At 57.8% G+C, this 25,953-nt stretch carries 29 protein-coding genes and 1 tRNA gene; 14 read left to right on the top strand and 16 right to left on the bottom strand.

The features are described from left to right. Window positions 1-408: 408 nt before the first annotated feature. The 4 genes from ACR0JB_RS01325 (at window position 409) to ACR0JB_RS01310 (ending at window position 4,266) form a co-directional block, all read left to right on the top strand. Window positions 409-2,451, top strand: coding sequence for a fused MFS/spermidine synthase (locus tag ACR0JB_RS01325; protein ID WP_254437371.1), 2,043 nt, complete (start codon window positions 409-411; stop codon window positions 2,449-2,451). A gap of 99 nt (window positions 2,452-2,550) precedes the next feature. Then, on the top strand, window positions 2,551-3,312 hold the full coding sequence (gene hisF / locus ACR0JB_RS01320) for an imidazole glycerol phosphate synthase subunit HisF (RefSeq protein WP_170504688.1): 762 nt from the start codon (window positions 2,551-2,553) through the stop codon (window positions 3,310-3,312). After that, window positions 3,309-3,626 carry a phosphoribosyl-ATP diphosphatase gene (locus ACR0JB_RS01315; protein WP_170348012.1) on the top strand — a complete coding sequence of 106 codons (318 nt, stop codon included), beginning with the start codon at window positions 3,309-3,311 and terminating at the stop codon, window positions 3,624-3,626. Before hisF ends, ACR0JB_RS01315 begins: the two co-directional genes overlap by 4 nt. A gap of 73 nt (window positions 3,627-3,699) precedes the next feature. Then, window positions 3,700-4,266 (top strand): hypothetical protein, encoded by a 567-nt coding sequence (locus ACR0JB_RS01310; RefSeq protein WP_170348011.1) that lies wholly within the window; start codon window positions 3,700-3,702, stop codon window positions 4,264-4,266. On the opposite strand, the gene ACR0JB_RS01305 is transcribed toward ACR0JB_RS01310, so the two are convergent. From ACR0JB_RS01305 to rlmB, 4 genes are all read right to left on the bottom strand, one after another. Further along, the gene (locus ACR0JB_RS01305; RefSeq protein ID WP_170360316.1) at window positions 4,263-4,733 is read right to left on the bottom strand and encodes a CoA-binding protein; all 471 of its coding nucleotides are present in this window, start codon (window positions 4,731-4,733) and stop codon (window positions 4,263-4,265) included. The genes ACR0JB_RS01310 and ACR0JB_RS01305 overlap by 4 nt on opposite strands. A gap of 198 nt (window positions 4,734-4,931) precedes the next feature. After that, on the bottom strand, window positions 4,932-5,384 hold the full coding sequence (locus tag ACR0JB_RS01300) for a YHS domain-containing (seleno)protein (RefSeq protein ID WP_170360318.1): 453 nt from the start codon (window positions 5,382-5,384) through the stop codon (window positions 4,932-4,934). Window positions 5,385-5,489: 105 nt separating this feature from the next. Next, a complete protein-coding gene (locus ACR0JB_RS01295; protein WP_174821702.1) occupies window positions 5,490-5,804 on the bottom strand; it encodes a hypothetical protein in 315 nt (104 codons plus the stop codon). Then, entirely contained in the window at window positions 5,785-6,558 is a 774-nt protein-coding gene (gene rlmB, locus ACR0JB_RS01290) for a 23S rRNA (guanosine(2251)-2'-O)-methyltransferase RlmB (RefSeq protein WP_170395618.1), read from the bottom strand. Before rlmB ends, ACR0JB_RS01295 begins: the two co-directional genes overlap by 20 nt. Window positions 6,559-6,674: 116 nt before the next feature. Here rlmB and ACR0JB_RS01285 point away from each other — a divergent pair. Continuing rightward, window positions 6,675-6,758: transfer RNA gene (locus ACR0JB_RS01285), tRNA-Tyr, on the top strand. A gap of 34 nt (window positions 6,759-6,792) precedes the next feature. On the opposite strand, the gene ACR0JB_RS01280 is transcribed toward ACR0JB_RS01285, so the two are convergent. The 4 genes from ACR0JB_RS01280 to ACR0JB_RS01265 all read right to left on the bottom strand — a co-directional run bounded on the left by ACR0JB_RS01280 (window position 6,793) and on the right by ACR0JB_RS01265 (window position 10,502). Beyond that, entirely contained in the window at window positions 6,793-7,911 is a 1,119-nt protein-coding gene (locus ACR0JB_RS01280; RefSeq protein WP_480644154.1) for an alanine racemase, read from the bottom strand. Continuing rightward, entirely contained in the window at window positions 7,908-9,155 is a 1,248-nt protein-coding gene (locus ACR0JB_RS01275; protein ID WP_170395614.1) for a D-arabinono-1,4-lactone oxidase, read from the bottom strand. The genes ACR0JB_RS01280 and ACR0JB_RS01275 overlap by 4 nt, the downstream gene beginning before the upstream one ends. A gap of 87 nt (window positions 9,156-9,242) precedes the next feature. Continuing rightward, on the bottom strand, window positions 9,243-9,764 hold the full coding sequence (locus ACR0JB_RS01270; RefSeq protein ID WP_170374471.1) for a DUF2478 domain-containing protein: 522 nt from the start codon (window positions 9,762-9,764) through the stop codon (window positions 9,243-9,245). 72 nt (window positions 9,765-9,836) lie between these two features. Next, on the bottom strand, window positions 9,837-10,502 hold the full coding sequence (locus ACR0JB_RS01265; RefSeq protein WP_170348004.1) for an NnrU family protein: 666 nt from the start codon (window positions 10,500-10,502) through the stop codon (window positions 9,837-9,839). A 168-nt stretch (window positions 10,503-10,670) separates the two neighbouring features. Between ACR0JB_RS01265 and ACR0JB_RS01260 the strand changes: the two genes are divergently transcribed. Then, entirely contained in the window at window positions 10,671-11,333 is a 663-nt protein-coding gene (locus tag ACR0JB_RS01260; RefSeq protein ID WP_170395612.1) for a DNA-3-methyladenine glycosylase I, read from the top strand. Between the two features lie 40 nt (window positions 11,334-11,373). Beyond that, window positions 11,374-12,060 carry a hypothetical protein gene (locus ACR0JB_RS01255; protein WP_170548032.1) on the top strand — a complete coding sequence of 229 codons (687 nt, stop codon included), beginning with the start codon at window positions 11,374-11,376 and terminating at the stop codon, window positions 12,058-12,060. 3 nt (window positions 12,061-12,063) lie between these two features. On the opposite strand, the gene ACR0JB_RS01250 is transcribed toward ACR0JB_RS01255, so the two are convergent. Beyond that, entirely contained in the window at window positions 12,064-12,468 is a 405-nt protein-coding gene (locus ACR0JB_RS01250; RefSeq protein WP_170504670.1) for a c-type cytochrome, read from the bottom strand. Between the two features lie 92 nt (window positions 12,469-12,560). On the opposite strand from ACR0JB_RS01250, the gene ACR0JB_RS01245 reads away from it, so the two are divergent. Next, window positions 12,561-12,998: a DMT family transporter gene (locus ACR0JB_RS01245; RefSeq protein ID WP_170360332.1), complete on the top strand. Its 438-nt coding sequence runs from the start codon at window positions 12,561-12,563 to the stop codon at window positions 12,996-12,998. Here ACR0JB_RS01245 and ACR0JB_RS01240 read toward each other — a convergent pair. Both ACR0JB_RS01240 and ACR0JB_RS01235 read right to left on the bottom strand, forming a co-directional pair. Beyond that, the gene (locus ACR0JB_RS01240; RefSeq protein WP_170395610.1) at window positions 12,982-13,668 is read right to left on the bottom strand and encodes an ABC transporter ATP-binding protein; all 687 of its coding nucleotides are present in this window, start codon (window positions 13,666-13,668) and stop codon (window positions 12,982-12,984) included. The genes ACR0JB_RS01245 and ACR0JB_RS01240 overlap by 17 nt on opposite strands. Beyond that, window positions 13,661-14,956 carry a lipoprotein-releasing ABC transporter permease subunit gene (locus tag ACR0JB_RS01235; protein WP_480789624.1) on the bottom strand — a complete coding sequence of 432 codons (1,296 nt, stop codon included), beginning with the start codon at window positions 14,954-14,956 and terminating at the stop codon, window positions 13,661-13,663. Before ACR0JB_RS01235 ends, ACR0JB_RS01240 begins: the two co-directional genes overlap by 8 nt. 377 nt (window positions 14,957-15,333) lie before the next feature. Between ACR0JB_RS01235 and ACR0JB_RS01230 the strand changes: the two genes are divergently transcribed. Then, a complete protein-coding gene (locus ACR0JB_RS01230) occupies window positions 15,334-15,687 on the top strand; it encodes a hypothetical protein (RefSeq protein WP_170347997.1) in 354 nt (117 codons plus the stop codon). Between the two features lie 2 nt (window positions 15,688-15,689). Here ACR0JB_RS01230 and ACR0JB_RS01225 read toward each other — a convergent pair whose 3' ends face one another. Then, on the bottom strand, window positions 15,690-16,601 hold the full coding sequence (locus ACR0JB_RS01225) for a glycosyltransferase family 2 protein (protein ID WP_480789623.1): 912 nt from the start codon (window positions 16,599-16,601) through the stop codon (window positions 15,690-15,692). Beyond that, a complete protein-coding gene (gene proS / locus ACR0JB_RS01220; protein ID WP_170548029.1) occupies window positions 16,585-17,925 on the bottom strand; it encodes a proline--tRNA ligase in 1,341 nt (446 codons plus the stop codon). The genes ACR0JB_RS01225 and proS overlap by 17 nt, the downstream gene beginning before the upstream one ends. Before the next feature lie 168 nt (window positions 17,926-18,093). Between proS and ACR0JB_RS01215 the strand changes: the two genes are divergently transcribed. The 5 genes from ACR0JB_RS01215 (at window position 18,094) to ACR0JB_RS01195 (ending at window position 23,881) form a co-directional block, all read left to right on the top strand. Next, on the top strand, window positions 18,094-19,458 hold the full coding sequence (locus ACR0JB_RS01215; protein WP_170395909.1) for an FAD-dependent oxidoreductase: 1,365 nt from the start codon (window positions 18,094-18,096) through the stop codon (window positions 19,456-19,458). After that, entirely contained in the window at window positions 19,458-20,432 is a 975-nt protein-coding gene (locus ACR0JB_RS01210) for an isopenicillin N synthase family dioxygenase (protein WP_170504662.1), read from the top strand. The genes ACR0JB_RS01215 and ACR0JB_RS01210 overlap by 1 nt, the downstream gene beginning before the upstream one ends. A 91-nt stretch (window positions 20,433-20,523) precedes the next feature. Continuing rightward, on the top strand, window positions 20,524-21,597 hold the full coding sequence (locus ACR0JB_RS01205) for an AI-2E family transporter (RefSeq protein ID WP_170374443.1): 1,074 nt from the start codon (window positions 20,524-20,526) through the stop codon (window positions 21,595-21,597). Then, window positions 21,598-22,287 carry a P-loop NTPase family protein gene (locus ACR0JB_RS01200; RefSeq protein WP_170504659.1) on the top strand — a complete coding sequence of 230 codons (690 nt, stop codon included), beginning with the start codon at window positions 21,598-21,600 and terminating at the stop codon, window positions 22,285-22,287. Window positions 22,288-22,336: 49 nt separating this feature from the next. Continuing rightward, entirely contained in the window at window positions 22,337-23,881 is a 1,545-nt protein-coding gene (locus tag ACR0JB_RS01195; protein ID WP_170395600.1) for a Ppx/GppA family phosphatase, read from the top strand. On the opposite strand, the gene ACR0JB_RS01190 is transcribed toward ACR0JB_RS01195, so the two are convergent. From ACR0JB_RS01190 to ACR0JB_RS01180, 3 genes are read right to left on the bottom strand one after another with little or no spacing between them, the layout of a single operon-like run. After that, the gene (locus ACR0JB_RS01190; RefSeq protein WP_170347990.1) at window positions 23,878-24,249 is read right to left on the bottom strand and encodes a hypothetical protein; all 372 of its coding nucleotides are present in this window, start codon (window positions 24,247-24,249) and stop codon (window positions 23,878-23,880) included. The two genes, ACR0JB_RS01195 and ACR0JB_RS01190, sit on opposite strands and share 4 nt — an antisense overlap. Before the next feature lie 38 nt (window positions 24,250-24,287). Beyond that, complete coding sequence (locus ACR0JB_RS01185; protein WP_170360350.1) at window positions 24,288-25,265, bottom strand: endonuclease/exonuclease/phosphatase family protein; 978 nt, start codon at window positions 25,263-25,265, stop codon at window positions 24,288-24,290. Between the two features lie 4 nt (window positions 25,266-25,269). Continuing rightward, window positions 25,270-25,950: a molecular chaperone DjiA gene (locus tag ACR0JB_RS01180; protein WP_170347988.1), complete on the bottom strand. Its 681-nt coding sequence runs from the start codon at window positions 25,948-25,950 to the stop codon at window positions 25,270-25,272. Between the last annotated feature and the right edge of the window lie 3 nt (window positions 25,951-25,953).

Here is a 25,953-nt window from a genome sequence, read left to right as displayed (position 1 = left end):
TCTCCTGATGAATTTGGGCGCAGTGTTCACAGTTTTGAACCGGGTGGCAATCACATCTCCGGCATCGGCGAGGCTTTGCCGGTTGCGAATTAAATGGGTTTCAATGGGCCCGCCGCGACCGATGACAAATCGTGAACAATTCCACGTTTCCGGTAAGAGTTTGCACATATCAGCCGCAAAATAGTCTTATTCCGTCGCTAGGGCTGAACCGCAATCTAATGCCGGAGTTTCACTGTGTCCGTTTCAAACGTATCTCAACCGACTGAGAATTGGCGCTATTATGCTCCGGTCATCAGTTTTTGCGCGACAATTTTTGTCAGCGCCAGCCTTCTGTTTTTTGTTCAACCGCTTTTCGCAAAACTCGTCTTGCCCAAAATCGGCGGTGCACCGGCGGTTTGGACAACAGCTATGCTGTTTTTCCAACTTATGTTGATCATGGGATATCTGTACGCCCACATCCTGACCCGGTGGTTTAGCCTGCGTTGGCAACTTGTTACACATCTGGCCCTTTGGCTGATCGCCCTCAGCTTTTTGCCCTTGGCCACGCAAGAAGGCTGGAGATTCGATTCTTCGCAATCTATTGCCCTTCAAACGCTGATTCTGTTTGCGGCAGGGGTCGGCGTTCCATTTGCAGTGCTGTCCGCAAATGCCCCGCTTCTTCAGGCATGGTATTCGCGCTCTGGCGGTCCATCGGCCAACGATCCATATTTTCTGTACGCAGCCAGCAATGTTGGATCGCTGCTGGCCCTGTTGGCGTTCCCACTGATGGCCGATCCTTTCTTTGGTGCGCAAGACATCAGCCTGTTCTGGTCCGTCGGATTTGTCGTGTTTGGTATTCTTATGGCCGTCAGTGGTGTGTTTGCCCTTCGTGGTGGAACCGAACCTGTCGCCGTACATGAACCGCAAACGACAGGCAGCGCCTTAAGCGTCAAGACAATTTCCACTTGGGTGTTCATTGCATTCATTCCGTCATCCCTGATGCTGGCCACAACAACCAAGCTCAGCATCGATCTTGGTGCCATCCCGCTAATCTGGGTTCTGCCACTGGCGACATATATCCTGACCTTCATTCTCGCTTTTACCAAATGGCGTCGAGTCACCCTGGATAGTCTGAAAGTTCCGGTTTTGATCGCGCTGGCAATCGCCGTGGTCCTGCTGTCCAAGGTTGCACCGACGCATAAGGCCTTGGCGTTGATGATGCTGTATGTTCCGATCCTCTTTCTGGTCGCCCTGTTTGCGCATAGGCTTCTGTATGAACTTCGGCCACCAGCCGAGCATCTGACCGTCTTCTATCTGGCGCTTTCGGTTGGAGGGGCTTGTGGAGGCCTGTTCAACTCGATCATTGCGCCGGTCTTCTTTGACCGCGAGATCGAATTCGCCCTGACACTCATTGCGACCGGTGGACTGTTTCTGCTGCACGCAGGTACTTTTAGTATCCGTCACATTGCCATTGGAATCATTGCGTCGATTCCGCTGTTGTTCGTGACAGGCGCACTGCGCTTCAGCCTCGTGTTCGACTCTCGCACACTTGGTATCTTGGTGGCGTCCTCACTTGTTGCCGCAGTGCTACTGGCCTTTAGAAATGCCCCGACCCGATTGGCGACAGTTCTGCTGATCGTTTTGGCACCGAACCTGATCTCGAAGACCCAGGTCTATTTCCGCGATCGCAGCTTTTTCGGAACCCACGCCGTCTATGATTTTAAAGAGTTCCGGGTCTACAAGAACGGAACCACCGTACACGGCTGGCAAAGGCAAACACCGCCTGGTACGCGGCCGGTTGGGTCTTCGTATTATCATCCGAACGGGCCTATGGCCGAAATCCTGACATCGGAATACGGCCAGAACTCGGACAATGTCGCAATTGTCGGCCTTGGCACCGGTGCGTTGGCTTGCTATGGGCAACCGCATCAGACGTGGGATTTCTTTGAGATCGACCAAACCGTTGATCGCATTGCACGCGACCCTGAACTGTTCACGTATATGTCCACATGTGCACCGGACACGACCACCCATCTGGGCGACGCCCGGATCGTTCTGGAATATCAAAAGTTCGACTTTGATATCATGGTGCTGGACGCCTACAGTTCAGACGCGATACCGCTCCACCTGATCACGCAGGAGGCAATCGAGGTCTATCTGAACCATCTGGATCAGGATGGCACGTTGGTTTTCCATATCTCGAACCAGTATTACGATCTTTCACCGCAACTGGCGCGAGCCGCAGCAACGCTGAACCTGCACGCGGCACTTCAAATGGACGATGCCACCGAGGAAGAAGAAAAAACTGGCGCGTCTGACACGCATGTCGTCATCCTGAGCCGAGATAAAAATCGCATCGAATCGTTCATCGATACCGGCAAGTGGGAGCCTTTGGTCACCGACGGTCAGGTTCCGTGGACGGATGACAAGGCGAACCTTCTGTCGGCCCTCAAGATACTGCACACAAACTGATTGCACATAACGCAACCTGTGCCCCGCCACAGTCAGGCTGTTCAGCACTGGCATCGGCGGGGCTTTGTAGGTAGAGGTGCGGCAACAAAGGATGCCGACATGCTGAAAACCCGCATCATTCCCTGTCTGGATGTCGCTGATGGCCGTGTGGTCAAGGGCGTGAATTTCGTTGGTCTGCGTGATGCCGGTGACCCGGTTGAATCGGCCAAGGCCTACGACGCCGCCGGCGCAGATGAGATCTGCTTTCTGGACATCCACGCCACCCATGAAAACCGCGGTACAATGTTTGACGTGGTACAACGCACCGCCGAGCAGTGCTTTGTGCCCCTGACCGTGGGTGGCGGCGTGCGTACTAAAGATGACGTGCGCGCTCTGTTGCTGGCTGGTGCGGACAAGGTCAGTTTCAACTCGGCCGCCGTGGCAAACCCCGATGTGATTGCGGAATCGGCTGATCAGTTCGGCAGCCAGTGCATTGTCTGTGCCATCGACGCGAAGACCGTCAGCCCCGGCAAGTGGGAGATTTTCACCCACGGCGGCCGCAAACCCACCGGCATTGACGCGGTGGAATTCGCCAAAACCGTCGTCGCCAAAGGTGCTGGGGAAATCCTGCTGACGTCAATGGACCGCGACGGCACCAAAGCCGGGTTCAATCTGCCCCTGACCCGCGCGATTTCCGACGCGGTGGACGTACCAGTGATCGCTTCGGGCGGGGTTGGCAACCTTGACCACCTGGTCGAAGGCGTCACTAAGGGCGGGGCAAGCGCGGTTCTTGCCGCCTCGATCTTTCATTTCGGCGAATACACCATCCGCGAAGCCAAGGAACACATGACCGCCGCAGGTATCCCGATGAGGCTGACATGAGTATTCTACACGATCTGGCCGCCACAATTGAGGCCCGCAAAAACGCTGATCCTGACTCCAGTTGGACCGCCAAGCTACTGGCAAAAGGGCCCGAGAAATGCGCCGAAAAATTCGGCGAAGAGGCCGTCGAAGCCATTATCGAGGCCGTCAAGGACAACAAGGCCGCGCTTACGGCAGAGGCGGCGGATGTGCTCTATCATCTGCTTGTCATGCTGGCTGCGCGGGATGTGGCACTGGATGATGTGCTGGCGGAATTGGAACGTCGTCAGGGCACCAGCGGCATCGCCGAAAAATCCGCGCGCCCCAAGGGGTAATCGGCAGGGTTTCGTCATACCGCTCAACCCTTTATCATCGTGTTTCATGCTTTGCAGATCGAAGGGCACGCAGATGATCAAAGCTTTGGCCTTGGTGCTGGCCCTTCTGACGTTGGGGGCATGCGCGTCCCCTCCCCCTTCGACCGGAGATGAAGTTCAACGGCTGGCCAGCGAAATACGCAGCCTCGGCCCCGATATCGACCCGGAAGAGGCTGACCGCGCCGCGCGTATTGCCTATTCCTATACGGCGCAATTGGTGCAGGAATACGAAATCACCGACCCTCCGTTGATCCACAACGCCAAGGTCAACAAGGGTCTGCGCCCGCGCGGGCTGTGCTGGCATTGGGCCGAAGATATCGAGCGCCGCCTGAAGCAGGAAAACTTCCAGACGCTTGACCTGCACCGCGCCATCGCCAACGCCGACAACCCGTTCAGAATCGATCACAGCACGGCTATCATCAGCCGCAGAGGGGAAACGATGTATGACGGTGTGGTGTTGGATCCGTGGCGCTATGGCGGAGTGCTGTTTTGGTCGCCGCTGATCGAAGACACAAAATACGAATGGGTGCCACGCGACGTCGTTTTGGAGAAGCGCCGCGTGGAACAATACGGCGATCTCTTGCCCTATACCGGCGGCTAGATTTTGGACGAGATGACACCAGTGGCAAATCCGCCCATGCGCAACTCACCAAACAGGCGCTGATATTCGATCTTGGGGCAACGGTTCATCACCACATCCACCCCGCGCGCCTGCGCTTTGGCGGCGGCATCGGCGTTTTCAACTCCGATCTGCATCCAGACGGTGCGCAGGTTCGGGAAGGCATCCAATGCCTCATCCACAATCGGTGGCACAGCTTCCGACCGGCGGAAAATATCGACCATATCCACGGGCTCAGAAATCTCGGATAGCGAAGCCCTGACGGTCTGACCAAATAGCGCCTTGCCTGCGTGGCCCGGATTGACCGGAATGACAGTAAAACCCTTCAACGACAGATATCGCGCCACGTAATAGCTGGGGCGTACGGGGTTCATTGAAACGCCTACAACGGCGACCACCTTGGTGCGCTGCAGAACCTCTTTCAGGTGCTTATCGGAATAGTCGGCCATCTGCGCACCCTATGCCGTCCTTACCGAAGAAAAAAGCGCCCAGGTCGAACCTGAGCGCCAGTTGTTGGAACGAGGGACAGTGAAATGACCCGCGGCAGTTCCGTTCCGCGGTCACTGTGACATTTAGGCATAAGTTGAGAGAAAAAAAGAGGGGATGCGCATTTTTGTGATGACAGATCACGAAAAGCGGAAACCCGCCTATTGCTCGTAAAGAATTACAGGCCAATGCGCTTCGGCCATACGGATATATTCCGTCCTGGCTTCACGCCACATTGCTTCGATTTCGGGTGAGTGGGTCAGATACAGCCGACCGTCCACTACCTGCCATGCCTTGGGATCGGTGCTAACAAGCGATCCATGCGCCATGGCGTAGGCGCAATATCCACCGAATTGAGGGGCAAAGGCACGTGGATCACGTTCAAACGCGTCACGGTTCTCAGCGGTTGCAAAGTGCCATTGGGCCCCTTTCCAGACGACGGCGTATTTCGGCTGACCATGAACCGGAGCATCGCCATTGAAATACGACACCACGTCATACCCGGACATCGCGGTGCCATCGGTCACGTAGAAGACAGGTATCTCCTGCGCTGTTGCGGCAGGAGTGATCAAAGCGGCGGCAATCGCGCCCAGAAGAAAACGTCGGGTCAACATCACAGAAATCGGAACAAGGTCATCAGGGTCTCAAGATGCAAGTTTTATGACCAAGTGACACCCCACTTAACGGGCTTGTGATCACCTGTGTCGCCCAGGCCCACATCAATCAAAGATGTCTTCGATGACATCCCATGCCTCATCCAACACGCGTGAGAAGACACTCTTTTTCTTTTTCTGCTTCTTTTTCTTGTGGCTTACAGTCGGCTTTGCCGCACCACGCTTTGATTGGCTTTCGGACAATTTACGCTTGGGCATCATCTTGAGGTTATGCAATGGCGCCCCGCAGCTGGAACAGCTCAGCTCATGACGGTCCTGACCTTTCAGAACCAGCGCAGCGCGGGTCCCGCAATAACAACAGGTGGCGATTTTGGACGGGCTGGGAATGGCGCTCTCCTGTCTATCTGTGCCTTGAGGCATATAGGGCAATTGCGGCAGCATTTGAGACGTTAAGTGACCCAAACCCGCCCGCTGCGTCGATTTTCACCAGTTGATCAACTGTTTCTTTGGTTTTTTGCCGCAAGCCCGGCCCCTCGGCCCCCAATACCAACGCAACCGGCTGATCAAGTTTGCCACCCAACGCTGTCTCGATGGTCTCTTCGGCCTCTCCATCCAAACCCAGCACCAGAAAGCCCATATTCTGAAGCTCGACGATGGAGTCGGCCAGATTGCGGACCCGCAAATACGGCTGGCGTTCCAATGCGCCGCTAGCGGTTTTGGCCAGCGCCCCGGTTTCCGGCGCCGAATGGTGCCGCGTGCCGATCACCGCACTGGCCCCCAAAACCTCGGCTGAGCGCAGAATCGCCCCGACGTTATGCGGGTCGGTCACCCGGTCCAGCAGAATCACGCGAGGATGTTCGCGCCCGATGCAATTCTCGGCCAGCCCACCCCAATCCAGCGGTTTAACCTCAAGCGCTGCGCCTTGATGGACAGACCCCGGATCAATCGGCGCGGTGAATTTGCGCGGATCGACCATTTCGGCCTCAATCCCTGCAAAATCAATGGCCTCTGTCAGCTTGTCCTGCGCATTTCGCGTCACGATCAAACGCAGTTTTTGCCGCTTCGGATTCATCAACGCATCGCGTACAGCGTGAAGGCCAAACAGCCAGACAGTTTCGGACGCAGCCGCTTTACGGGCTTGTTCTTTCTCAACGACCCACTTGGGTTTCTTCATTTCTTGGGCCTCCGGGCCGGGAAATCGGTTTCCTGCGTCAAAGCGGTATTTTCCTGTTGACGCTCCTTTAAGGCGCTAGTAATCACGCCTCCACGTCAGGTGCAACGCCTGACAGTGGGCGACAGGCCGCAAGGTGTGGCAGGGGACTGTAACTCCCTCGCGGAGACGCACGCCTGGTTCGATTCCAGGGTCGCCCACCATCTTCTTCTGATGGTGACAAAGTGCAAGGGGCCGTTAATTCGGCAGGCATTCCCATTCGTCCACTACCTGACCACCCCTAACCGCCAATACGATCCCGAACTGGTTCAGCACAGCCTCGCTCTGGCTTGGGTGTAGCAGGGCGATGTCGCCGGGTTTGACGGGCGCATCAGGTGGGCCTGCCCAGACCTCCTGATTGGTTGAACGTCCGAAAATGGAGGAATAGCCAAAGCCGTTGGGAAATACCGGTTTAGCGCGGAAATACCCCCCGAAAATCGCAAGATCGGTTTTGCGCCGGGCCAGAAAATCCAATCCCGGCAGCGAATTACCGGGCATGGTTTTCAAAACCGGAGTCGCGATGAACGCTGCGGGTTGAAATCCCTGTGTCGTTTTGTGGTCGAAATCTGTGGGTTTCACGAGGACCGACCCAAAAGCGATCTCGGTGGTCTTACCTGTTGTGCGGTAGGACTGAAAAGTCAGACTGCCACCCGTGTTCAGGCACAGCCCCTTGGCCTCATTCGGCAGGCTGGAAACGGCGTGATCAAACGCATCCGCGCTGGCCCTAAAGGCACGCTTGCCCAAAAAATTCGGCAGTTTGGCCAGATGCGCCTCGTACCCCATAACACCGGACAACCGCGCATTAGGGTTTGTCTCAATTTCTTGCGCAATGCGCGCAACTTGATCTGGTTGAAAGCCACCGCGATGCAGGCCGATATCAACCTCAAGCGACAGGCGCAGGGCTAGCTGACGATCCGCTGCAAGGGCCAGATAGGATTGCAACCGTTCCGACGAGTCGATCAGCCATTGAACCCGCGCAGCAGCGTCTGGACATTCGCTCAGAACCCGCGCAGCTGACCGGATCGGCAACGGTTTGCCGATCAAATGGTCGGCTTTCGGCTCGGCCTTCAAAAGCGCCAGCAGCATGGGCTCGGAAAACGTCATCAGGCCCGAGGTTTGGATCAGGCCTCGAACATGATCCAGCAGCGGCAAACAAGGCAGGGATTTGGCGACCAATCGACGGTCCAACCCATCATCCGACCTGTCCACCGCCAAGGCACAATTTGCATTGAGCCTGTCCAGATCAACCACCGCGACCGGCTTGTCCACGCCATACCCACGCAGCGTTTCAGAGAGGGATTGCAGATAGTTCGTCATGGTCGAAACAGCCTGGCAAGCGCGGGCATAAGGAACTTGCCCGACGGGTCCAATTGTTCCCGCAGCGCGCAGAAACGGTCAAAATCAGGATACATGGTGGATAGTTCAGTGAAGCCCAAGCTGTGCATTTTGCCCCAATGCGGTCTTCCTCCAGCTTCGACAAATAGTGGCTCAATGGCGTCAAAGTATCGCTGGTGATCCTCGTCCGCATCTGTGTGGATTGCTATTGAAATGCGCGGCCCGCCCTGAAATGGGGATAGGCAGGCCGAGTCGCCCGCAGTTTGGCGGACTTCAATTGGAAAATAGATATCCTTGTGGTCGCGATGCAGCCGGGTAATGACCTCTTGCAGAACATCTTGGGCGACGTCAGGCGGCAGGTGGTATTCCATTTCTTTGAACCGAATATGCCTGTCACTGCACAGTACCCGCCAGCTTTCACCCACATAATCTTCATCCGATTGCGCCATGGTCAGTAGTCGCAACAGCAAATCGCGTAGCCCACTGCTGAGCCGACCAACATTGCGCGCCAGCTTCAGCACTTTGACGGCAATCATGTCCAGATCACGTGGTGCCCTGCTTTCGGCTGCGTCTGAAATTTCATGGCGCAGCTCGACGGCCTTACCGGTGAAAGGGATATAGAAGAACTCGAAATTTCGGTTCTGGACCCAGTTCTGGTGCATGTTGGCGATGCAGTCCTGCAGATCAGCCAATCGTACCCTTCGGCGCAGGTTGTATTTCGGCACGACCGAGATTTGGGCCTCGGTCAAAATGCCCAACATGCCCAAAGTGACTTGCGCCATCTCAAGCGGAAGGTCGTCGGTTGTCAGAATATCCCCACCCGCGCTGACCAGTTTTGCGGCGGTGATTTCCGCTGCCAGACAGGGCAGCGAGCGTCCGGTGCCGTGTGTGGCGGTTGATACTGCACCGGCCAAAGACTGTGTGTTGATGTCACCGAGATTGCGAAAAGCCATCCCCTGCCCCGCCAAGGCCGGAGACAAGTCGCGCAGCCGGGCATTTGCGTTCACCCAAACCTTGTCTTCCCCGACTTCTCCGACCACTGGCAAGTCGATATCCGACAAGTCCAGTATCCGATCCCCACCGGCAACAATGGGTGTGAACGAATGACCGGCCCCAACGACCCGCAGCGTGCCTGACTGCGCCACGGCTTGCTGCAACTCGGAAATCGAGGTTGGGCGTTTGATCGGCGTCTGCGTACGCTGGTTTCCGGCCCAGTTGGTCCACATGTGCAATCTCCTCCGAAATCGAAGATTGCAGCACAGGTGGAACGAAACAAGTCAGGATTACAGAGGTTTACCCAACGAGAGGTTAACTCAGGCCGCAGCCGCGCGTTGCGCGTTGACCCGGTCGAACCAAGCAGAGATGGCTTCGAGGTTCGGCTCCAACTGCTCGGCCGCGCCGCCGGTGAACTCTTGAAACTTTTCCTTGTTCAAACCGTTCACGCCGACCAGCACGGGGATATCCAGCGTCAACGCTTCGGCGATCACCGGGCGAAAACCGCGCCCGTCAGCCTCATGCTTGCCGAACTTGTTGATGATCAGCAACTGCGGCGCATCCTCAAGCGAGTTGGTGACATACCCCACAGCCCGCTCCAACGCAGCCGGGTCCAGCCGACAACCGCGCGAATGCTCGCCCAGAGATTGCGAGATGCGGATGGTCTCGCCATCTGGCAGCACACGGACATCCATGTCGCATTTGCTGCTGTCGGCGCATTCGGTGTTAGTTTGAACCACGCCGACCAGACGGGCATCGTTGGCCAGAAGATGTTCGGCAACGGCGCTCAGCAGGCGGTCGGTCGCGCCGCGATCGGTGGTGGTAACATAGGCCAGATACATTGAAAGACCCTCATAGTCCTAAAGTGTGACTTTCCAGATAGCACGCATGACCCGGTCCGGCCACTCCTTGCGTTATGGCAGGGGCGAAAGGCCGATCACAGGCGCGTGCAGGTGAAGCAGAACCACAAATGCGGCCAAGGAAATCAGCGCGATCCCCAAGCCAGGCCAGGGTTGCGGCGCGCGCAGGGAAAACCGCGCCGTATTGCGGGATAGGCGTACCCATTCGATCCCCATATCGCGCGCCTTGCGCTGATCGATCAGCGCCATGCCCCACGCCGCAAAACCTGCAAAAAGACCAAATAAGATGACATGCGACAGGCTGCCATTCGCCAGAAGATGCGCCAAGGCCCACAGCATCATGGCAGCAAGAAGCGGGTGACGCGTGGCGCGCAGGATACCGGGGTTTTCGGGGTCGAACCGACGGTGACCCAGGCCGCCAAAAGAAAACGGATTTTGGATTGTCAAACCTGCCACCGCCAACCAGCACACCACAGGCATGGTCAACAGCGGCACCCAACGTAGGATGGGAAGCGGTGGAATTACTTCAACATAGGGCGCTTGCGCTGCGGCGACGATCAGCCAGCCCAAAACTAGCAGGGACAACGCGGAATAGGCCGTAAAATACCCCCTGCGTCCCATCACGTCGATCAACCGCCCGCGCACGACGGGTCGGGCGGGGATGGCGTGGGTCAGCAGAAAGGTGATCAGTGCGGCAAGGAAAAGGGCCCAACCCAGCATGGTATTCTCCGTCAATGTTGGCCCCTATTTAGGTCCGTGACGCGGCATGATCCTTGTCCGAAATCAAGTCGGGTGCGGCGCATGGGGTTTCCGCGCATGTTCTGGGCATATTGTTTCAACGCTTGCAACCCGACAATGAACAGGCAACCCTGCCTGCGGAGGACACCGATGCACCATTTCGATGAGATCTACACCATGGCTGCCAATCGCCACGGTGGGCCCGACGCGTTGCGGGCCAAGCTGAGCAAACCTAAAAGCGTGGCTGAGTTGACCGCCCTGCCCGATGATCGCTGGCTGTCGATCATCACGAAATGCGTCTTTCAGGCCGGGTTCAACTGGAAGGTTATCGAAAGCAAATGGGATGGGTTTGAAGCTGCCTTTGATGGTTTTGACGTCGGTCGCTGCGCCTTTATGGATGATGAGAAGTTCGACGCCCTGCTGCAAGACACCCGCATTGTCCGCAATGGCACCAAGATCGCCACGGTCCGCGACAATGCCGCGTTTCTGCTGGAACTGCGTCAGGAAGGTGGTGTGGGAAAGGTGCTGGGCGGCTGGCCCTCGACTGATTACGTCGGCTTGCTGGCGATGCTAGGCAAGCGCGGGTCGCGTCTGGGTGGGGCCTCGGCGCAATACGCCATGCGATTTGCCGGGCGCGACAGTTTCATCCTGTCGCGGGACGTCACCGCCCGATTGATTGCTGAAGGCGTGATCGACAAAGCGCCAAGCTCCAAGAAGGCGATGGCTGCCGTTCAAGACGCATTCAACACCTGGATGGACCAATCCGGGCGGTCGTTGACGGAAATCAGCCGGGTTTTGGCGATGAGCCTGTAAAACCGGTTGCAGTGCGGGTGCTTCACACTAGGCTCACTTCATGACCTGCCGCATTTTGATGATGGTTCTCCTTCTGCTTGCATCCTGCGGTCGCCCGCTGACCGAGCAGGAACGTGCTTTTGCCACCGCTGTTCAGGGCGAGTCGCTGAATCTGGATCGGGTGCGCCTGGTCGAGGGGGCTCCGGTCGCGCCAATCACGTTTTACCGCAAGGAACGGCCCCGTCTGGCCTGCCGTGAACGCATATTGCCAGCCCCGACCGAAGGGGTCGTCACAGCAAAGCCCGCCGCCGTAGCCCTGTTCAACAAGGTCTATTTCACGCGTGAGTGGTATCTTGAGGACTATATGTCCGACTTCCCCGAGCAGATGAACCTAATCGCCGGAATGCTGCTGGCGCATGAGCTGACACATGTGTGGCAATGGCAGAACCGGAAAACCACAGGCTATCACCCTTTGCGTGCAGCGGCCGAGCATGGTGGCAACAAGGACCCCTATCTGTTTGATATCGAAACCTCGTCCGACTTCCTATCCTACGGGTTTGAACAACAAGGCGCGATTGTCGAGGAATATGTCTGCTGCCGGGCGCTGGACCCTCAAGCCCCCCGCACCCAACGCTTGCACGACATGCTGGGCGCGCATTTCGACATTTCACCCCTGCCGAACCAACCGCGTGAGCGCGATATCGTCATCCCCTGGAGCGGCGCAAAGACCGAAGGCATTTGCCGCTAGACGTTACCCGCCTTGCAATGTTTCAAGATAGGCGATCAGATCCACGATCGGCTGGCTGGTCAGAATCGGCTGCCCCTCGGGTGTTTTCATCGAGGTGTCCTGCCCGTCGAAATAAGGACCATAGACTGGCATCGGGCTGCCGTGGCTGACCAACGGATCGCGCCCGTCAATCCGCGCAACGACGCGCGCAGTTGGGAAAACACCGTCTTCTCCGGCCAGCTTGGTCAGATCAACCGGCTGAATGACCAATATCCCCGCCATCGGCCCATGCCCGGTCGCATCGATTCCGTGGCAGGTTGCACAATAGTGCTGATACAGCTCGGCCCCGGTATCCACATCCTGTGCCGCGACCTGCACAGCGGTCACAAGCACTCCGAACGAAACGGCAGTCATTAGGGGTCTGGGCATCGCATCCTCCTGTCACGATTGACATATACAGGCTTGCCCGAGGGCCGGCTTGGCGCAATGATCCAGATCAACGAAGCAGATGGGTACGGGCAATGACACAATATGCAGTTATCATGCTGGCCGCCGGGATTGGCGTTCCAATCCTTGCCGCTCTGAACGCGGCTCTTGGAAAGCTGATCGGATCACCGACCACCGCCGCCGTCATCTTGTTTGCCATCGCGTTCGCAGCATCCGCGCTGGTGATGGTTTTATTTACCGGCACGGGCGCGCTGCCCAAAGTCACGCAGGCCCCGAAACACCTGCTATTGGCCGGTGTCCTGATCGCCTTTTACGTCCTATCCATCACCCATGTCGCACCGCATTTCGGTGTCGGTAATGCGGTGTTCTTCGTTTTACTCGGGCAACTGATCAGCACGGCAGCCATCGACCACTTCGGGCTTTTCGGCGCGCAAGTCACGCCGCTGACATGGATACGCGCAGGTGGGATCGCCGTGATGGCCGCGGGCGTTGCGATCACTCAACTGGCCTGAGTACACCGCCCTCCAACCGCAGCTTGCGGTCCATCCGCGCGGCAAGTTCCATGTTATGCGTGGCGATGAGTGCCGACAGCCCCTCGTCCCGCACCAGTGCCATCAGCGCGTCAAACACCTGATCCGAGGTTTCGGGATCCAGATTTCCTGTCGGCTCATCCGCCAGCAGAACGCGCGGCTTGTTGGCCAGCGCCCGGCAAAAAGCAACCCGCTGTTGTTCACCGCCTGACAGCGCCGCCGGGCGGTGATCAGCGCGCGGTGCCACACCAACGCGGTCCAGCAAAGACTTCGCCCGCGCTTGTGCCGCCGCCTCGGACACCCCGTTGGCCAGTTGCGGCAAGGTGATATTCTCCAGCGCCGTGAATTCGGGCAGCAGATGGTGGAACTGATAGACGAACCCGACGTCCTGACGCCGCAATGCGGTGCGTGTCCGGTCGCCCTTACCCTTGACATTCTGACCCGCAATCTCGACCGAGCCGTCATCCGGCGTGTCCAGCAAACCGGCAATGTGCAAAAGGGTCGACTTGCCCGCGCCGGATGGTGCAACCAGCGCCACCGCTTCGCCCGCGTGCAGTTCCAGATCGGCCCCACGCAGCACCTGAACCTCGCCCGGTGTGCCCTTCAGATAGGTCTTGGTCAGACCGCTCAATCGCAATGTCACATCATTCATAGCGCAGCGCCTCAACCGGATTCAGCCGCGCCGCGCGGCGGGCGGGGAAATAGGTGACGAAAAAGGACAGGCCTAGCGACAAGCCGATTGCCTTCAACACGTCCGACAGGTGCAGTTCGGCGGGCAGGGCATAGATGCCGCGAATGGAAGGGTCCCAGACACCGCCACCCATGACGTAGTTCACGAACGAAAAGATCGGGTCGATGTAAATCGCGAACAAGCAACCCAGAACAACACCCATCACGGTGCCTATGATGCCGGTGAATGCACCGCAGATGAAGAACACCCGCAGTACGGACCCCTCGCTCAGACCGATGGTGCGCAGGATGCCGATATCGCGCCCCTTGTTCTTCACCAGCATGATTAACCCCGAGACGATATTCATCGCCGCAATCAACACGAGGATCGACAGGATGATAAACATCACGTTGTCCTCGACCTCTAACGCGCGCAGGAACCCGCCCGAGGCGTCCTGCCAGGTCCAGATCTGACTTCGTTCGCCGGCGGCCTCAAGAATAGGGATCAGGATCGGTGTCAGTTCTTCAGGGCGGTCAACCATCACCTCGATCTCATCCGCAACGCCCTCGCGGTTGAAAAAGCCCTGCGCCTGTTCGAACGGCATATAAACGCGGGTGCGGTCGATATCATAACGCCCGGCCGAGAAGACATAGACCACCCTATAGGCATTCACACGAGGTGAGGTACCAAAGGCCGTCTTCACCCCGTTAGGGGACGTCAGTTTGACCGTATCCCCCACAGTTGCCCCAATACTGCGCGCCACGCCCGAACCGATGGCGATAAAGTCCTCTCCATTCTGGAATTCGGAAAGATCCCCCACCGCCTGTTCGCTTTCGGCGACGCCGGGCAGGTCCAGCAGGTCGTCAGGCTGAATGCCAAAGACCTCAACCCCGCTGCTGCGCTCTCGATTGGTAATCAGCACCTGCCCTTTGACCAAGGGCGCGGCGCGTTCAACGCCGGGCACCTGCGCAACGCGCTCAGCCACTCCGTCATAATCCGCGATGGTGCGGTCCAGGTTACCCTGCGCATCAAAATTACCCGCCGAGTAGACAGTGACATGCGCATTGGCCCCCAGAATGGTACCCACGAACTCGGATCGGAAGCCGGACCGAACGGCCAGCGTCGCGATCAGGGCAAACACCGCCAGTGTAATTCCGATCAGTGAAATCCAGGTCATCACGCTGACACCGCCCTCGGCACGGCGTGCGCGCAGGTATCGCCAGGCGATCTTCCATTCGAATGGGGCAAAGGGCGGGGGCGTCTTGGCCATGTCTGCTCCGGGGCTTTTTGGTTTGCGCGACCCTTTCGGCATTTGCCGGGATGGTCAAGGTGGTTATGCGCATCCCGCCCGGTGATAGGCAATCCTGCGACTTTTATTGGCATGGCCCAATACGAATCACCCTAGGTGTCGGGAAGTTCGCTCTGGCGAAAGGAGAGAGAAAAGATCCAGATTACACCCTTGGTTGTGACCCCTTTCACAGACAACCCCCAATTGTTTCAGCTATGAAGTCAATAGGACCGTTGCGTGAGTTACTGAACTCAAAATGCAACATTGATTAAGCAATATTCTTTCGCCTTTTGCTTATTTTTTAAAACTTTGTCACCCTAGATGTAAGGGGGATATCATTTTAAGAGCGGGGGTCGCTCATGTTTGTAAAGAGTAATAAGGAATTGTTGGACCCGATTTTGGTCCGAAACGCATCTTCAGAACTGGATTGTGAAACAGCCGCATTGTTGCGCGCAGTCATTCGCCCTGTTTTCGATACAGCGGCAAGCTGGGCAAGTTTGACCGATATCCTGAAAGACAAAGGATACCGATTGGCATTCCGTCAGGGGCGGCTGTGCATTACGGATCGCACAACCGATCAACGGGTTTGTGGGATACGCTTTCTAGGGTTCGAATACAAAGATCTGGTCAGACGTCTGGGCCGTCCGATTGTCGTAGCACGCGGCAACAGTGCGGATGGTGAAATTCTGACGGAACGACCGGAACCGCAGTGAACCTAGAAAGACCGCCAGAACTGAGCCTTGCGACGTAACGTCTTTGTCAGGCTGTAAAGCGCGGCACGCGCGATAGCGGGCTGCGATAGCGAATTCAGCAAAATGGCGCCTGAAACCCGAACCGGCAAATGGCCTTGCTTGTACCACCCAAAGCGCTGCGCGTCCGAGTACCCGGACAGATCGCAGAACTGACTGTAGTTTTTCAGCCAACATGCGGCCATTTCGGCCCCGGCAGCGTCTGTGTCTGCTGATACTCCACCGATCCGAAACAGTGATATTGGGGCCTGCAACCGCTGGCCGGAATGGCCAGACAGGATCATTCGCAAAACCATGTCATAGTCCGCGGCGATACGGAATTGCAGGTCGTGACCGCCCAATTCCTGAAACAACGCACGTTTCAGGACCATCGCATTGTGACCGAATGGTAAGCGCTGCAAGATGGATTTCGGGGTTAGCCGACGGGCATGACGGCGGTTGCCCTCATCATCGAAAAAGACGGTTTCACCATACACAAAATCGGGCTTATCGGGCTCGATAGCTTTTTGCACCCTCAACAGGCTGTCAGGGTCTGCAATCAGATCGTCCGAGTTGAGAAACAAGACATACTCGCCGCGACACCGATCAACCGCCTGGTTCATCGCGTCATACAGGCTTTTGTCTGCCTCGCAGAAGTACCGCACCGGAATGGGGTCGCCCGACTCCGAGAATTTCTGAATCGTGTCTTTCAGCAGGTCTTGCGTTCCGTCATCGGATTGGCCGTCCCAGATCACATGCTCGATGTCACGGAGCTTTTGCGACTGCACGCTGTCCAGGGCGGCGAGGACTTGCACCTCGCGCCCTGCTTCGATCAGGTTCCGCGTAACGGTGACGACCGAGATCAGCGGCCGATGATCCTGTTCAGGCGATTTGCTCATAGATTTCGGCAACTTTCGTGACGGCAGCTTCGGGGCTCAACTCCTCGCTTTCACCGGTACGGCGGCAGGTCAGCTCAACGACGCCGTTTTTCAGACCCCGCGGCCCGACGGTGATACGCCACGGCAAGCCGATCAGGTCCATGGTGGCAAACTTGCCCCCTGCCCGTTCGTTGCGGTCATCATACAGCGGCTCAAGACCCAGTGCGGTCAGCGCGCCATAGAGTTTGTCGCAGGCGGCGTCAGCCTCATCATCACCCTGCTTGAGGTTTACGATACCGCAATGGAACGGTGTTACGCCCTCGGGCCAGATGATGCCCTTGTCGTCATGGCTGGCTTCGATGATCGCACCGATCAAGCGGCTGACACCAATGCCATGGCTGCCCATATGGACCGGCGTTGGCTTGCCATCGGGGCCTTGAACAGTCGCGCCCATCGCCTCGGAATACTTGGTTCCAAAGTAGAAGATCTGGCCCACTTCGATCCCGCGCGCCACACGGCGACGCTCTTCGGGCACCTGATTGAACAGCGCCTCGTCATGGGTTTCATCGGTACGGGCGTATTTCGAGGTGAACTCTTCCAGAATGGCCTGACACTGCTCTCGGCTGTCATAGTCGATCTGACGATCACCAAACGTCAGGTCGGTGACGGCGCTGTCATAGAACACTTCGGATTCACCCGTATCGGCCAGTACGAGGAATTCATGGGTGTTGTCGCCGCCGATCGGGCCGCTATCAGCACGCATCGGAATAGCCTGCAGGCCCATGCGCTCATAGGTGCGCAGGTAGGTAACCAGATGACGGTTATATGCGTGCAGCGCGTCCTCTTTGGTCAGGTCGAAATTATACCCGTCCTTCATGTAGAACTCGCGCCCCCGCATCACGCCAAAGCGCGGGCGGATCTCGTCACGGAACTTCCACTGGATTTGGTACAACGTCAGCGGCAGGTCCTTGTAGCTGCTGACGTGGCCGCGGAAGATATCGGTGACCAGCTCTTCGGCCGTGGGTGTGAACAGCATATCCCGGTCATGCCGGTCCTTCATACGCAGCATTTCCTGACCGTAGTCATCATAGCGCCCGGATTCACGCCACAGGTCTGCCGATTGGATAATCGGCATCTGGATCGCGATATGGCCTGCGCGCGCCTGCTCTTCATGGATGATATTTTCCAACTTACGCAGAACTTTGAAACCCAGCGGCAGCCAGGAATAAATCCCGGCCGATGCTTGCTTGATCATCCCGGCGCGCAGCATCAGCCGGTGGCTGACGATCTGGGCCTCGGACGGGTTTTCCTTGAGAACGGGCAGAAAGTAACGGCTGAGGCGCATTGTATGACCTTCACGGGTGAGAATTCGACTTCAAAGGTCCTTATTCCAAAGCCCCGCCGGGGGCAATCGGCCATTGGCTATTTTGCGACCTCGGGACGGTCGGAATTTTGATTGACCCGCCAGCCAAGGTTTTCAATGGTGGCTAAAATGCAAACCCATGAGGCGCCGATGCAAACCATTCAGGAACCCGCCCGTCAAATTCCCGTCGTTCACAAAACCGACGTTCTAGTCGTGGGCTCCGGCCCCGCGGGGCTGGCCGCTGCCTTGGCGGCAGCGCGCGCAGGGGCCGAAGTGTCTCTGGTCGACCGCTTTGGCTGCATGGGTGGCAATATCACCGCCGTGGGAGTCGAAGGATTTGCCTGGTACCGCCATGAGAAAACCGTCGAAGCAGGCGGCATTGGTCTGGAATTTGAAACCCGCGCCCGGGACATGGGGGCAGCGGTGCCAGAGAGCCAGTCGCTCAGCTATGAGTTGGACAGCGAAGGGTTCAAACTGGTTGCTGACAAGCTGGTCGAAGAGGCCGGGGTGCATCCGATGTTGCACCGTCAATTCGTTGCCCCAATCATGGATGGTGACCGGATCACCGGCGTCATCACCGAATCCAAAGCTGGGCGTGAGGCGATTTTGGCCAAGGTAGTGATCGACGCCACCGGGGACGCGGATGTAGCCCATCGCGCAGGCGCGCCCACCTACAAGACCGCGCGCGAGGATATGATGGCCGCTTCGGTCATGTTCCATCTGGCAGGCGTCGACAAGCGCGCCTTTATGGAGGGCGTCAAGGCCGACCCGCAGACCTACAAGGACTGGGGCGGCGGTGGCGAGTGGAACATTGAAACCAGTGGCAAAGAGGACGACATGTTCTCACCCTTCGTCAAGAAACCGTTCCAGCAAGCCATCGAACAGGGTCTGATCCCGCCGCATCTGAACACCATCGCCGGCACTTGGGGCGCGGTCCACGATACGGGTGAGCTGACTTATATGAACCTGATCCATATGGACGGGATAGACGGCACCGATCCCGATAGCCTGACCCGTGGCGAGATCGAGGGCCGTCGACAGTCAATGCTGGCCATCGAGGCACTGCGCCGTTTCATGCCCGGCTGCGAAAACGCGCGTCTGCGGAATTTCGGCATGACCATCGGCATTCGCGACACCCGCAAGATCGATGCGATCTACAATATGACCGAGGACGACGCCCGGCATCAGGGTCGGTTCGAGGATACGATCGGCATCTATCCCGAATTCATCGACGGCTATGGCATCCTGATCCTGCCGACCACGGGCCGGTATATGCATGTGCCCTACCGTTCGATGCTGCCGAAAGGCGTTAAGGGTCTGCTGGTTGCAGGCCGGTCGCACGGGGCGGACAAGGTGGCCCATGCCGCCACCCGCAATATGTCCTGCTGTGCGGTCATGGGTCAGGGGGCCGGGATTGCAGCCGCCCTGTCGCTGAAAAGCAATCAGGACTTGCATGGGCTGAACCTAGCCCCGGTTCATGCCGAACTTGACCGCCAAGGCGTAAGGATTCACTGATGGGTCGCATTCCCACTATCGACATCGCCCCGCTGTTTAATGCGTCCCATGCGGATTATGAGCAGACCGTTCAGCAGGTCATGAGCGCCTGCACTGATATCGGTTTTTTGTCGATCACCGGAACTGACATACCCACGGACACGGTTCAAAACATGCGCGCCTGTGTGCAGGCCATCTTTGACGTTGAAGAAGGTGCCAAGTGGGATCAGGCCATCACCCGCGACAATTATCGCGGGTTCATCCCGCTGGGGTTCTTCACCCCAAATGACGGGTCTGGCAAGGCGGACAAATATGAAGGCTACAAGTTGCACCATGAGGTCGCCAGCGATGCGCCGATCCGCAACGATTGCGCCTTGTACGGCCCGAATGTCTGGCCGTCGCAGGTGCCAGACGCTCGCGGAATGATCCTTGACTACTGGTCCCAACTCGACCGCGTTGCAGATGCCTTGCTGGGTGCGTTGGAAACAGGACTGGGCCTGCCCGCGCGCCAATTGCGGGACGCCTTCCGCGATCCCATGACCAACATGACTCTGCTGCACTATCCGCCTCAAGCCCCCGATGAGGGCGGCTATGGCATTCATCCCCACAAGGACACCGATGCCCTGACTATCATCGCCCCTGATCCCGTCGGCGGACTCGAGGTGCAAACCATGGACGATAGTTGGATCAGCCCTGATTGCCCGCCGGGAGGATTTGTCGTCAATATCGGAGACATGCTGGAACTATGGTCCGGCGGGAGGCTGAAATCTACGCCGCATCGGGTGGTGAATCGCTCGGGACAGGAACGTTACTCGTTTCCTTATTTTGCCGTGCCCCGCCATGACGTGGTGGTTACACCTCTGGTCGACCCCCTGCCCGGCTTTGATCGGCCCGCGGTACATTGCGGCCATTGGTCTGCGGAAATCTGGCGCACCAACTGGCCGGACGAGGCCGCCCATGACGCCACGCCTGAACTGGGAACGCTCAGCGATTAGCGCCCGGGAAATGTACGGGCGATGAAGCGCTTGCATCATGGGGCTGCATGCGCCAAGAACACTGGCAAGAGCCGAAAACAAGGGGACAGCCATGGCTTTGCCGGTGAAGGATCAGCTCAGGTACTGGGGCATAGCCGCTGTAGTTTTTGTGCTTCTATTGTGGGCACTTGGCGACGTTCTTTTGCCCTTTGTGATTGGCGGAGCAATCGCTTACTTCCTTGATCCAATTGCAGACCGGCTGGAAAACTTGGGGCTGTCGCGAATGGCCGCAACTGGGATCATCACCATTGTCGGCGTTCTGGGATTTGTGCTGATGATACTGATGGTTGTACCAGCACTGATCACTCAGTTGATTGACCTTGTCGAAGTGCTGCCCAGCCTGTTCAAAGAGCTGCGCGGCTTCATCGAAAAACAATTCCCATCCCTGCTGGATCGCGAATCCAGTTCGCATCAGGCGCTGGTCTCAATCGGTGAGACGTTGCAATCCAAGACCGGCGATGTGTTGCAATCGGTCGTTTCATCGCTTGGCTCAGCCATAAACGTGGTGGTTCTGCTGGTGATTGCCCCGGTTGTGGCCGTTTATCTGCTGATGGACTGGGATCGCATGATGGCCCGCATCGGAGAGCTGCTGCCCCGTGACCATGCCCCGACGATCAAGCGGCTGGCGGGTGAGATTGACGATGTTCTTGCCTCATTCGTCCGCGGCATGGGAACCGTCTGTCTAATCCTGGGCACTTATTACGCGGTTGCGCTGATGATCGTTGGTCTGCAATTCGGCCTGATCGTGGGCTTCATCGCAGGGCTCGTGACATTCATCCCCTATCTGGGTGCCCTGATTGGCGGCACGTTGGCTATCGGCCTTGCGCTGTTTCAGTTCTGGGGCGATTGGCTTCATATCGGCCTGGTGGCAGGCATCTTCGCGCTGGGACAGGTGACCGAGGGCAATTTCCTGACGCCCAAGCTGGTTGGCAGCTCGGTCGGGTTGCACCCTGTCTGGCTGCTGCTGGCCCTGTCCGTCTTTGGCGCGCTGTTCGGCTTTGTGGGTATGCTGGTTGCTGTTCCGGTTGCCGCAGCGCTGGGCGTGGTCGCCCGGTTCCTGACCTCAATCTATCTGGACAGCCGCCTGTATACCGGCCTCGACGGGTTGAAGCAGGAAGACGAATAAATGGCCCAACAACTCAGCTTTGATTTACCGGCCAAAACCGCACTGGGCCGCGAAGATTTTTTTGTCTCGCCCGCCAATGCGCTGGCCGTTGCGATGATCTCGGCGACGTCGTGGCCCGGCAACAAGCTGGTCCTCAGCGGCCCTGCCGGGTCTGGCAAAACGCATCTGGCCCATGTCTGGGCTGCCGAAACCGGCGGGCGAATCATTCAGGCCCGCGATGTGCGGTACGAAGACGTGCCCGCCTTGGCCAGCACTCCGGTAGCGGTCGAAGATATTCCGATGGTCGCAGGCGACCTCGATCAGCAGAAAACCCTGTTTCACCTGCACAATCTGGTGCTGGCAGAAGGCCATGCGCTGTTGATGACCGGGCGGTTGGCGCCAAAGTTGTGGGAACTGCCACTGCCCGATCTGCAAAGCCGGATCGAAGGGGCGCATCACGTGGCGCTGGACCCACCGGACGATGCCCTTTTGGGGGCCGTTCTGGCAAAGCTGTTTGTCGACCGCCAACTGAATCCCGGACCAGACGTGATAGCCTATCTTGTCAAGCACATGGATCGGCGGTTCGAGACCGCAGCCGAGGTCGTAGCCCGGTTGGATCATCTGGCCTTGTCGGAAAAGCGGGAAATCACCCGCGCTCTTGCGATCCGGGTGCTAAACGCGGACATGACAGATGTCGCATCCGACAATTGACCCGCACACTGCGATTTCGCATTCTGCCACCCGAATATCTGGAAAAGACATGGATCAGATCGCAGAAGCCAAAATCCCGGACTGGGGATCGTTCGGCAAGCCCTTGTTCGACAACCCCGAGGCCCGCGCCCTGTCGCGGGTGGGCGTGGTCGACGTTGGATCGAACTCGGTCCGGATGGTAATCTTTGACGGGGCCGCGCGATCCCCGGCTTATTTCTACAATGAAAAGATAATGTGCGAGCTGGGTGCGGGCCTGTCGGAATCCGGGTTCCTTAACCCGCGCGGGCGCAAGCGTGCGCTGTCCGCTTTGCGCCGGTTTCAGCAATTGGCCAATGATCTGGACCTACCGGGCCTGCATGTCGTGGCAACCGCTGCAGTGCGCGAAGCCAAGGATGGACCGGATTTTTGCAATCAGGTTCATTCGGAAACCGGTCTGACCGTTCAGGTTATAGACGGCGGCGAAGAGGCGCGCTTGTCCGCGCAGGGTGTGTTGCTGGGCTGGCCCGGGGCTTATGGCCTGATCTGCGACATTGGCGGTTCATCCATGGAACTGGCCGAGATTGGCGACGGTCAAGTCGGGCGCCGTCTGACCTCGGCCCTAGGGCCATTGAAACTACGCGATATCAAGGGCGGGCGGCGCGCGCGCAAGGCCCATATCAAGGCCACCATGGAAGAACTGCGGGATCAGCTGGGGCCGCAGCGGGATCGCCTGTTTCTGGTGGGCGGCAGCTGGCGTGCTTTTGCACGTCTGGACATGCTGCGCCGGGGTTATCCGCTGAACGTGCTGCATGAATACCGCATGACCACAAAGCAGGTCCGTGAGACCATAAAATTCATCGAAAAAGGTGATCCGGATCAACTGCGCAGTCAGGCGGGCGTGTCTAGTTCCCGCATGGCGCTAATCCCCTATGCGATGGACGTTCTGGCGCGGCTGATCCGCACCTTCAAACCAAAGGACATCGCGATCTCAAGCTATGGCATCCGCGAAGGGTTGCTGTACGAACAAATGCCGCAGATTCTGCGCGACCGTGACCCGTTGATCGAAGCCAGCTACTTCTCCGAAGCCAAAGATGCCCGTCTGCCCGGATTTGGCAAACACCTGTTTGATTTTGTCATGCCGTTGTTCAAATCCGCTCCAAAGGCACGCGTGCGCCTGATCAAGGCTGCCTGCCTGCTGCACGACGTCAGCTGGCGCGCTCATCCTGATTACCGAGCCGAAATCTGTTTCGACAATGTCACCCGCGCCAATCTTGGCGGGCTGAAACATTCAGAACGGGTCTTTATCGGCCTTGCGCTGCAACACCGATATCGCAACAAGCGCGAGGGCAACCGGTTCGAGCCACTTTATAAACTGCTGGACGAGAAAGATCAGAAACAGGCTGAAATTCTGGGCAAGGCAATGCGCTTTGGCGCCATGCTGTGGATGCACCACGATGTCAAAATGGGCACGCTGCGATTCTATCCCAAAAAGCGTCAGCTTGAACTGCGGCTGCCCAAAGCCGCAGAGCCATTGTTCAGTGAGGTGGCCGAAGCGCGCCTGAATTCCTTGGCGAATGCCCTAAAGTCAGAGGTTCACGTCACTATCCGAGGTTAGATTTCCGTCGCTCCGTCGGCTTCTTCCTCGATTTGCTCGGGTTCTTCTGGTTGATCCTCAGGCTTTTTGCGGATGATGATATCCCCATTGGGCAATATCTCAGGCGCTTCATAGGCGCTCCAGTCCTCGATCTCACCCGCCAGTTCGGCCAAGGCTGGGCCCATCTCTTCAAAGAATGACTGCATTGCCGGGCCAAATTGGCTGACCAGCCCCTGCAAGTCTTCCAGCGCGGGTTCCATTTCCTTGCGCAAACCTTCAAAAAACAGTTCGGCCCCCTGCTCCATCAAGGATTTGCCGGTATCTTCCTCGGCCTGTGCGGGCAAGGCCAGCGCGACCGATAACGCGCAGATCGCAATGAGATGTTTCATGTCAAAGAATATAAGCAGAGCCTTACGTCGATAAAAGGTCACAACGCGATATCCAGAGTAACGGGGAAGTGGTCGGACGCGGTCAACAAGGCCTGATGCAAGTCCTCTGACGCACGAAGGCCTGCGTCTTTGAAAGGGTGCCAGATACGCCACGCCGGACGTTTGGCGCGCAGGTTTTCACTGACCATGATGTAGTCCAGCAGCGCCTCAAGATACCGCCCACCCTCGCGGGCAAACCGGGCGGTTGACGGCTCTGCGTCCGTCCCTGCGGCATGCGGGTCAAACAATCCGGCCTGCAGCAGAATTTCGACCGAGGATCGGCCAAACAGGTGTTCAAACTCATCCAGCCCCGGCCCATCGTTCAAATCGCCTAGCAGGATGACCTGTTCCTCGGCCTCGACATGCGCTTTGACACGCCGAGACAGCCACACGGCCTGCGCCAGTTGCTTGCGGCGATTCGCGATCGAGATGCGGATCGCCTCATCCCGCGATCCCGCCCCGTGCGGGGCCTTGGATTTCAGATGCGCCCCGATCAGGCGAAGCTGCGCGCCTGATCGGATCTGCACCGCCAGTTCCATCGGGGGTTTGGAAAAACGCACAAGATCCTCGGTCGCATCGATATCGAGGTCGATATGGAACACGTCGTCGAACCTGGGGGCCGCATCGTTGCCCGCAACCGGGTCGTGCCGCGCTTGCAGCACATTCGGATCGTAAAGCAGCGCCAGCTCTTGATGGGTATCGTTGGGAAACCCCATCACCGCGTGAGAGGTGCGCAGATCAAACGCCTCGGCAAAATTCTGCAAAGCACGGATGGTGTCCTGCGATTTCCCGGAATTGGGGGCTTCGACAATCAAAACTGCATCCGCGTCAATTGCCGTCAGAACCTTGGCGATGGCCTCGACCTGCTGCGCTTTGGTGACGTTGTGACGACCGGACCAGCGATCATTGACGACCAAATTATCATTGCGGTCAAACAGGTTGGCGAACCATTCAATATTGTAGGTCGCCAACCGCATTCGCCTACGCCTGTGCGCCGTTGATCTCGTCCCAGGCGCGGTTGATGTCGATCATCTTTTTCTCGGCCAGACGGATGGCTTCCTCGGGCACGCCGCGTGCCATCATCGCGTCGGGATGGGTATCACGAACAAGTTGCCGCCAGATCTTGCGGATTTCAGGCAGCGGCATGTCGTGCGGCACTCCCAACACGGTATAAGGGTCATTGGGTGCGTCAGGCACAAACCGCGCGCGCAAGGCCATGAACTGCGCGTCGGTCTGACCGAAAATGCGGCTGACCTGTTCCAGAAATTCGTTCTCGTTTGGGTGATAGAACCCGTCGGCCATGGCGATGTGAAACAGCCCCTCCATCAGGTCGCACAGCGTGGTGCTGTCATCGGCAAACATGCGGGCAATCTTGCGGGCATAGTCCTGATAACCGGCAACGTCCGTCCGGGCCATGTCGAAAACACGTGCGGCACCGGCCTCATCATCGCGGGCAATCTGGAAGACATCGCGAAAGGCGGTGACCTCATCCCGCGTCACCTGCCCGTCAGCCTTTGCCATCTTCGCACCCAGCGCGATCACGGCAATTGCAAACGCAACCGAGCGTTCCGGCGGCGTGCGCAATTTTTCAAATACGTCCGTAAGGCTTTCACCTTGGGCAAGCGCACTTAGCGCATCGGATATGCGGGTCCAGATCGACATGGG

The sequence above is a fragment of the Ruegeria sp. BI7 genome (assembly GCF_056537925.1).
The sequence above is the reverse complement of the archived record's forward strand: the minus strand, read 5'-3'. Positions and strand labels throughout refer to the sequence as shown.

What these genes read in the sequence shown, in the direction of transcription:
- ACR0JB_RS01305 (WP_170360316.1), bottom strand. Translation starts at nt 4,733, where the DNA reads ATGGCCGACTATTCCGATAAGCACCTGAAAGAGGTTCTGCAGCGCACC.
- ACR0JB_RS01270 (WP_170374471.1), bottom strand. Translation starts at nt 9,764, where the DNA reads ATGTATCTGGCCTATGTTACCACCACCGATCGCGGCGCGACCGACCGC.
- ACR0JB_RS01200 (WP_170504659.1), top strand. Translation starts at nt 21,598, where the DNA reads ATGGCCCAACAACTCAGCTTTGATTTACCGGCCAAAACCGCACTGGGC.
- ACR0JB_RS01265 (WP_170348004.1), bottom strand. Translation starts at nt 10,502, where the DNA reads ATGCTGGGTTGGGCCCTTTTCCTTGCCGCACTGATCACCTTTCTGCTG.
- ACR0JB_RS01325 (WP_254437371.1), top strand. Translation starts at nt 409, where the DNA reads ATGCTGTTTTTCCAACTTATGTTGATCATGGGATATCTGTACGCCCAC.
- ACR0JB_RS01280 (WP_480644154.1), bottom strand. Translation starts at nt 7,911, where the DNA reads ATGACGAACTATCTGCAATCCCTCTCTGAAACGCTGCGTGGGTATGGC.
- hisF (WP_170504688.1), top strand. Translation starts at nt 2,551, where the DNA reads ATGCTGAAAACCCGCATCATTCCCTGTCTGGATGTCGCTGATGGCCGT.
- rlmB (WP_170395618.1), bottom strand. Translation starts at nt 6,558, where the DNA reads ATGAAGAAACCCAAGTGGGTCGTTGAGAAAGAACAAGCCCGTAAAGCG.
- ACR0JB_RS01310 (WP_170348011.1), top strand. Translation starts at nt 3,700, where the DNA reads ATGATCAAAGCTTTGGCCTTGGTGCTGGCCCTTCTGACGTTGGGGGCA.
- ACR0JB_RS01235 (WP_480789624.1), bottom strand. Translation starts at nt 14,956, where the DNA reads ATGGCCAAGACGCCCCCGCCCTTTGCCCCATTCGAATGGAAGATCGCC.
- ACR0JB_RS01205 (WP_170374443.1), top strand. Translation starts at nt 20,524, where the DNA reads ATGGCTTTGCCGGTGAAGGATCAGCTCAGGTACTGGGGCATAGCCGCT.
- ACR0JB_RS01180 (WP_170347988.1), bottom strand. Translation starts at nt 25,950, where the DNA reads ATGTCGATCTGGACCCGCATATCCGATGCGCTAAGTGCGCTTGCCCAA.
- ACR0JB_RS01195 (WP_170395600.1), top strand. Translation starts at nt 22,337, where the DNA reads ATGGATCAGATCGCAGAAGCCAAAATCCCGGACTGGGGATCGTTCGGC.
- ACR0JB_RS01260 (WP_170395612.1), top strand. Translation starts at nt 10,671, where the DNA reads ATGCACCATTTCGATGAGATCTACACCATGGCTGCCAATCGCCACGGT.
- ACR0JB_RS01240 (WP_170395610.1), bottom strand. Translation starts at nt 13,668, where the DNA reads ATGAATGATGTGACATTGCGATTGAGCGGTCTGACCAAGACCTATCTG.
- ACR0JB_RS01275 (WP_170395614.1), bottom strand. Translation starts at nt 9,155, where the DNA reads ATGTGGACCAACTGGGCCGGAAACCAGCGTACGCAGACGCCGATCAAA.
- ACR0JB_RS01315 (WP_170348012.1), top strand. Translation starts at nt 3,309, where the DNA reads ATGAGTATTCTACACGATCTGGCCGCCACAATTGAGGCCCGCAAAAAC.
- ACR0JB_RS01255 (WP_170548032.1), top strand. Translation starts at nt 11,374, where the DNA reads ATGACCTGCCGCATTTTGATGATGGTTCTCCTTCTGCTTGCATCCTGC.
- ACR0JB_RS01295 (WP_174821702.1), bottom strand. Translation starts at nt 5,804, where the DNA reads ATGCCTCAAGGCACAGATAGACAGGAGAGCGCCATTCCCAGCCCGTCC.
- ACR0JB_RS01225 (WP_480789623.1), bottom strand. Translation starts at nt 16,601, where the DNA reads ATGAGCAAATCGCCTGAACAGGATCATCGGCCGCTGATCTCGGTCGTC.
- ACR0JB_RS01300 (WP_170360318.1), bottom strand. Translation starts at nt 5,384, where the DNA reads ATGTTGACCCGACGTTTTCTTCTGGGCGCGATTGCCGCCGCTTTGATC.
- ACR0JB_RS01215 (WP_170395909.1), top strand. Translation starts at nt 18,094, where the DNA reads ATGCAAACCATTCAGGAACCCGCCCGTCAAATTCCCGTCGTTCACAAA.
- proS (WP_170548029.1), bottom strand. Translation starts at nt 17,925, where the DNA reads ATGCGCCTCAGCCGTTACTTTCTGCCCGTTCTCAAGGAAAACCCGTCC.
- ACR0JB_RS01230 (WP_170347997.1), top strand. Translation starts at nt 15,334, where the DNA reads ATGTTTGTAAAGAGTAATAAGGAATTGTTGGACCCGATTTTGGTCCGA.
- ACR0JB_RS01185 (WP_170360350.1), bottom strand. Translation starts at nt 25,265, where the DNA reads ATGCGGTTGGCGACCTACAATATTGAATGGTTCGCCAACCTGTTTGAC.
- ACR0JB_RS01250 (WP_170504670.1), bottom strand. Translation starts at nt 12,468, where the DNA reads ATGCCCAGACCCCTAATGACTGCCGTTTCGTTCGGAGTGCTTGTGACC.
- ACR0JB_RS01245 (WP_170360332.1), top strand. Translation starts at nt 12,561, where the DNA reads ATGACACAATATGCAGTTATCATGCTGGCCGCCGGGATTGGCGTTCCA.
- ACR0JB_RS01210 (WP_170504662.1), top strand. Translation starts at nt 19,458, where the DNA reads ATGGGTCGCATTCCCACTATCGACATCGCCCCGCTGTTTAATGCGTCC.
- ACR0JB_RS01190 (WP_170347990.1), bottom strand. Translation starts at nt 24,249, where the DNA reads ATGAAACATCTCATTGCGATCTGCGCGTTATCGGTCGCGCTGGCCTTG.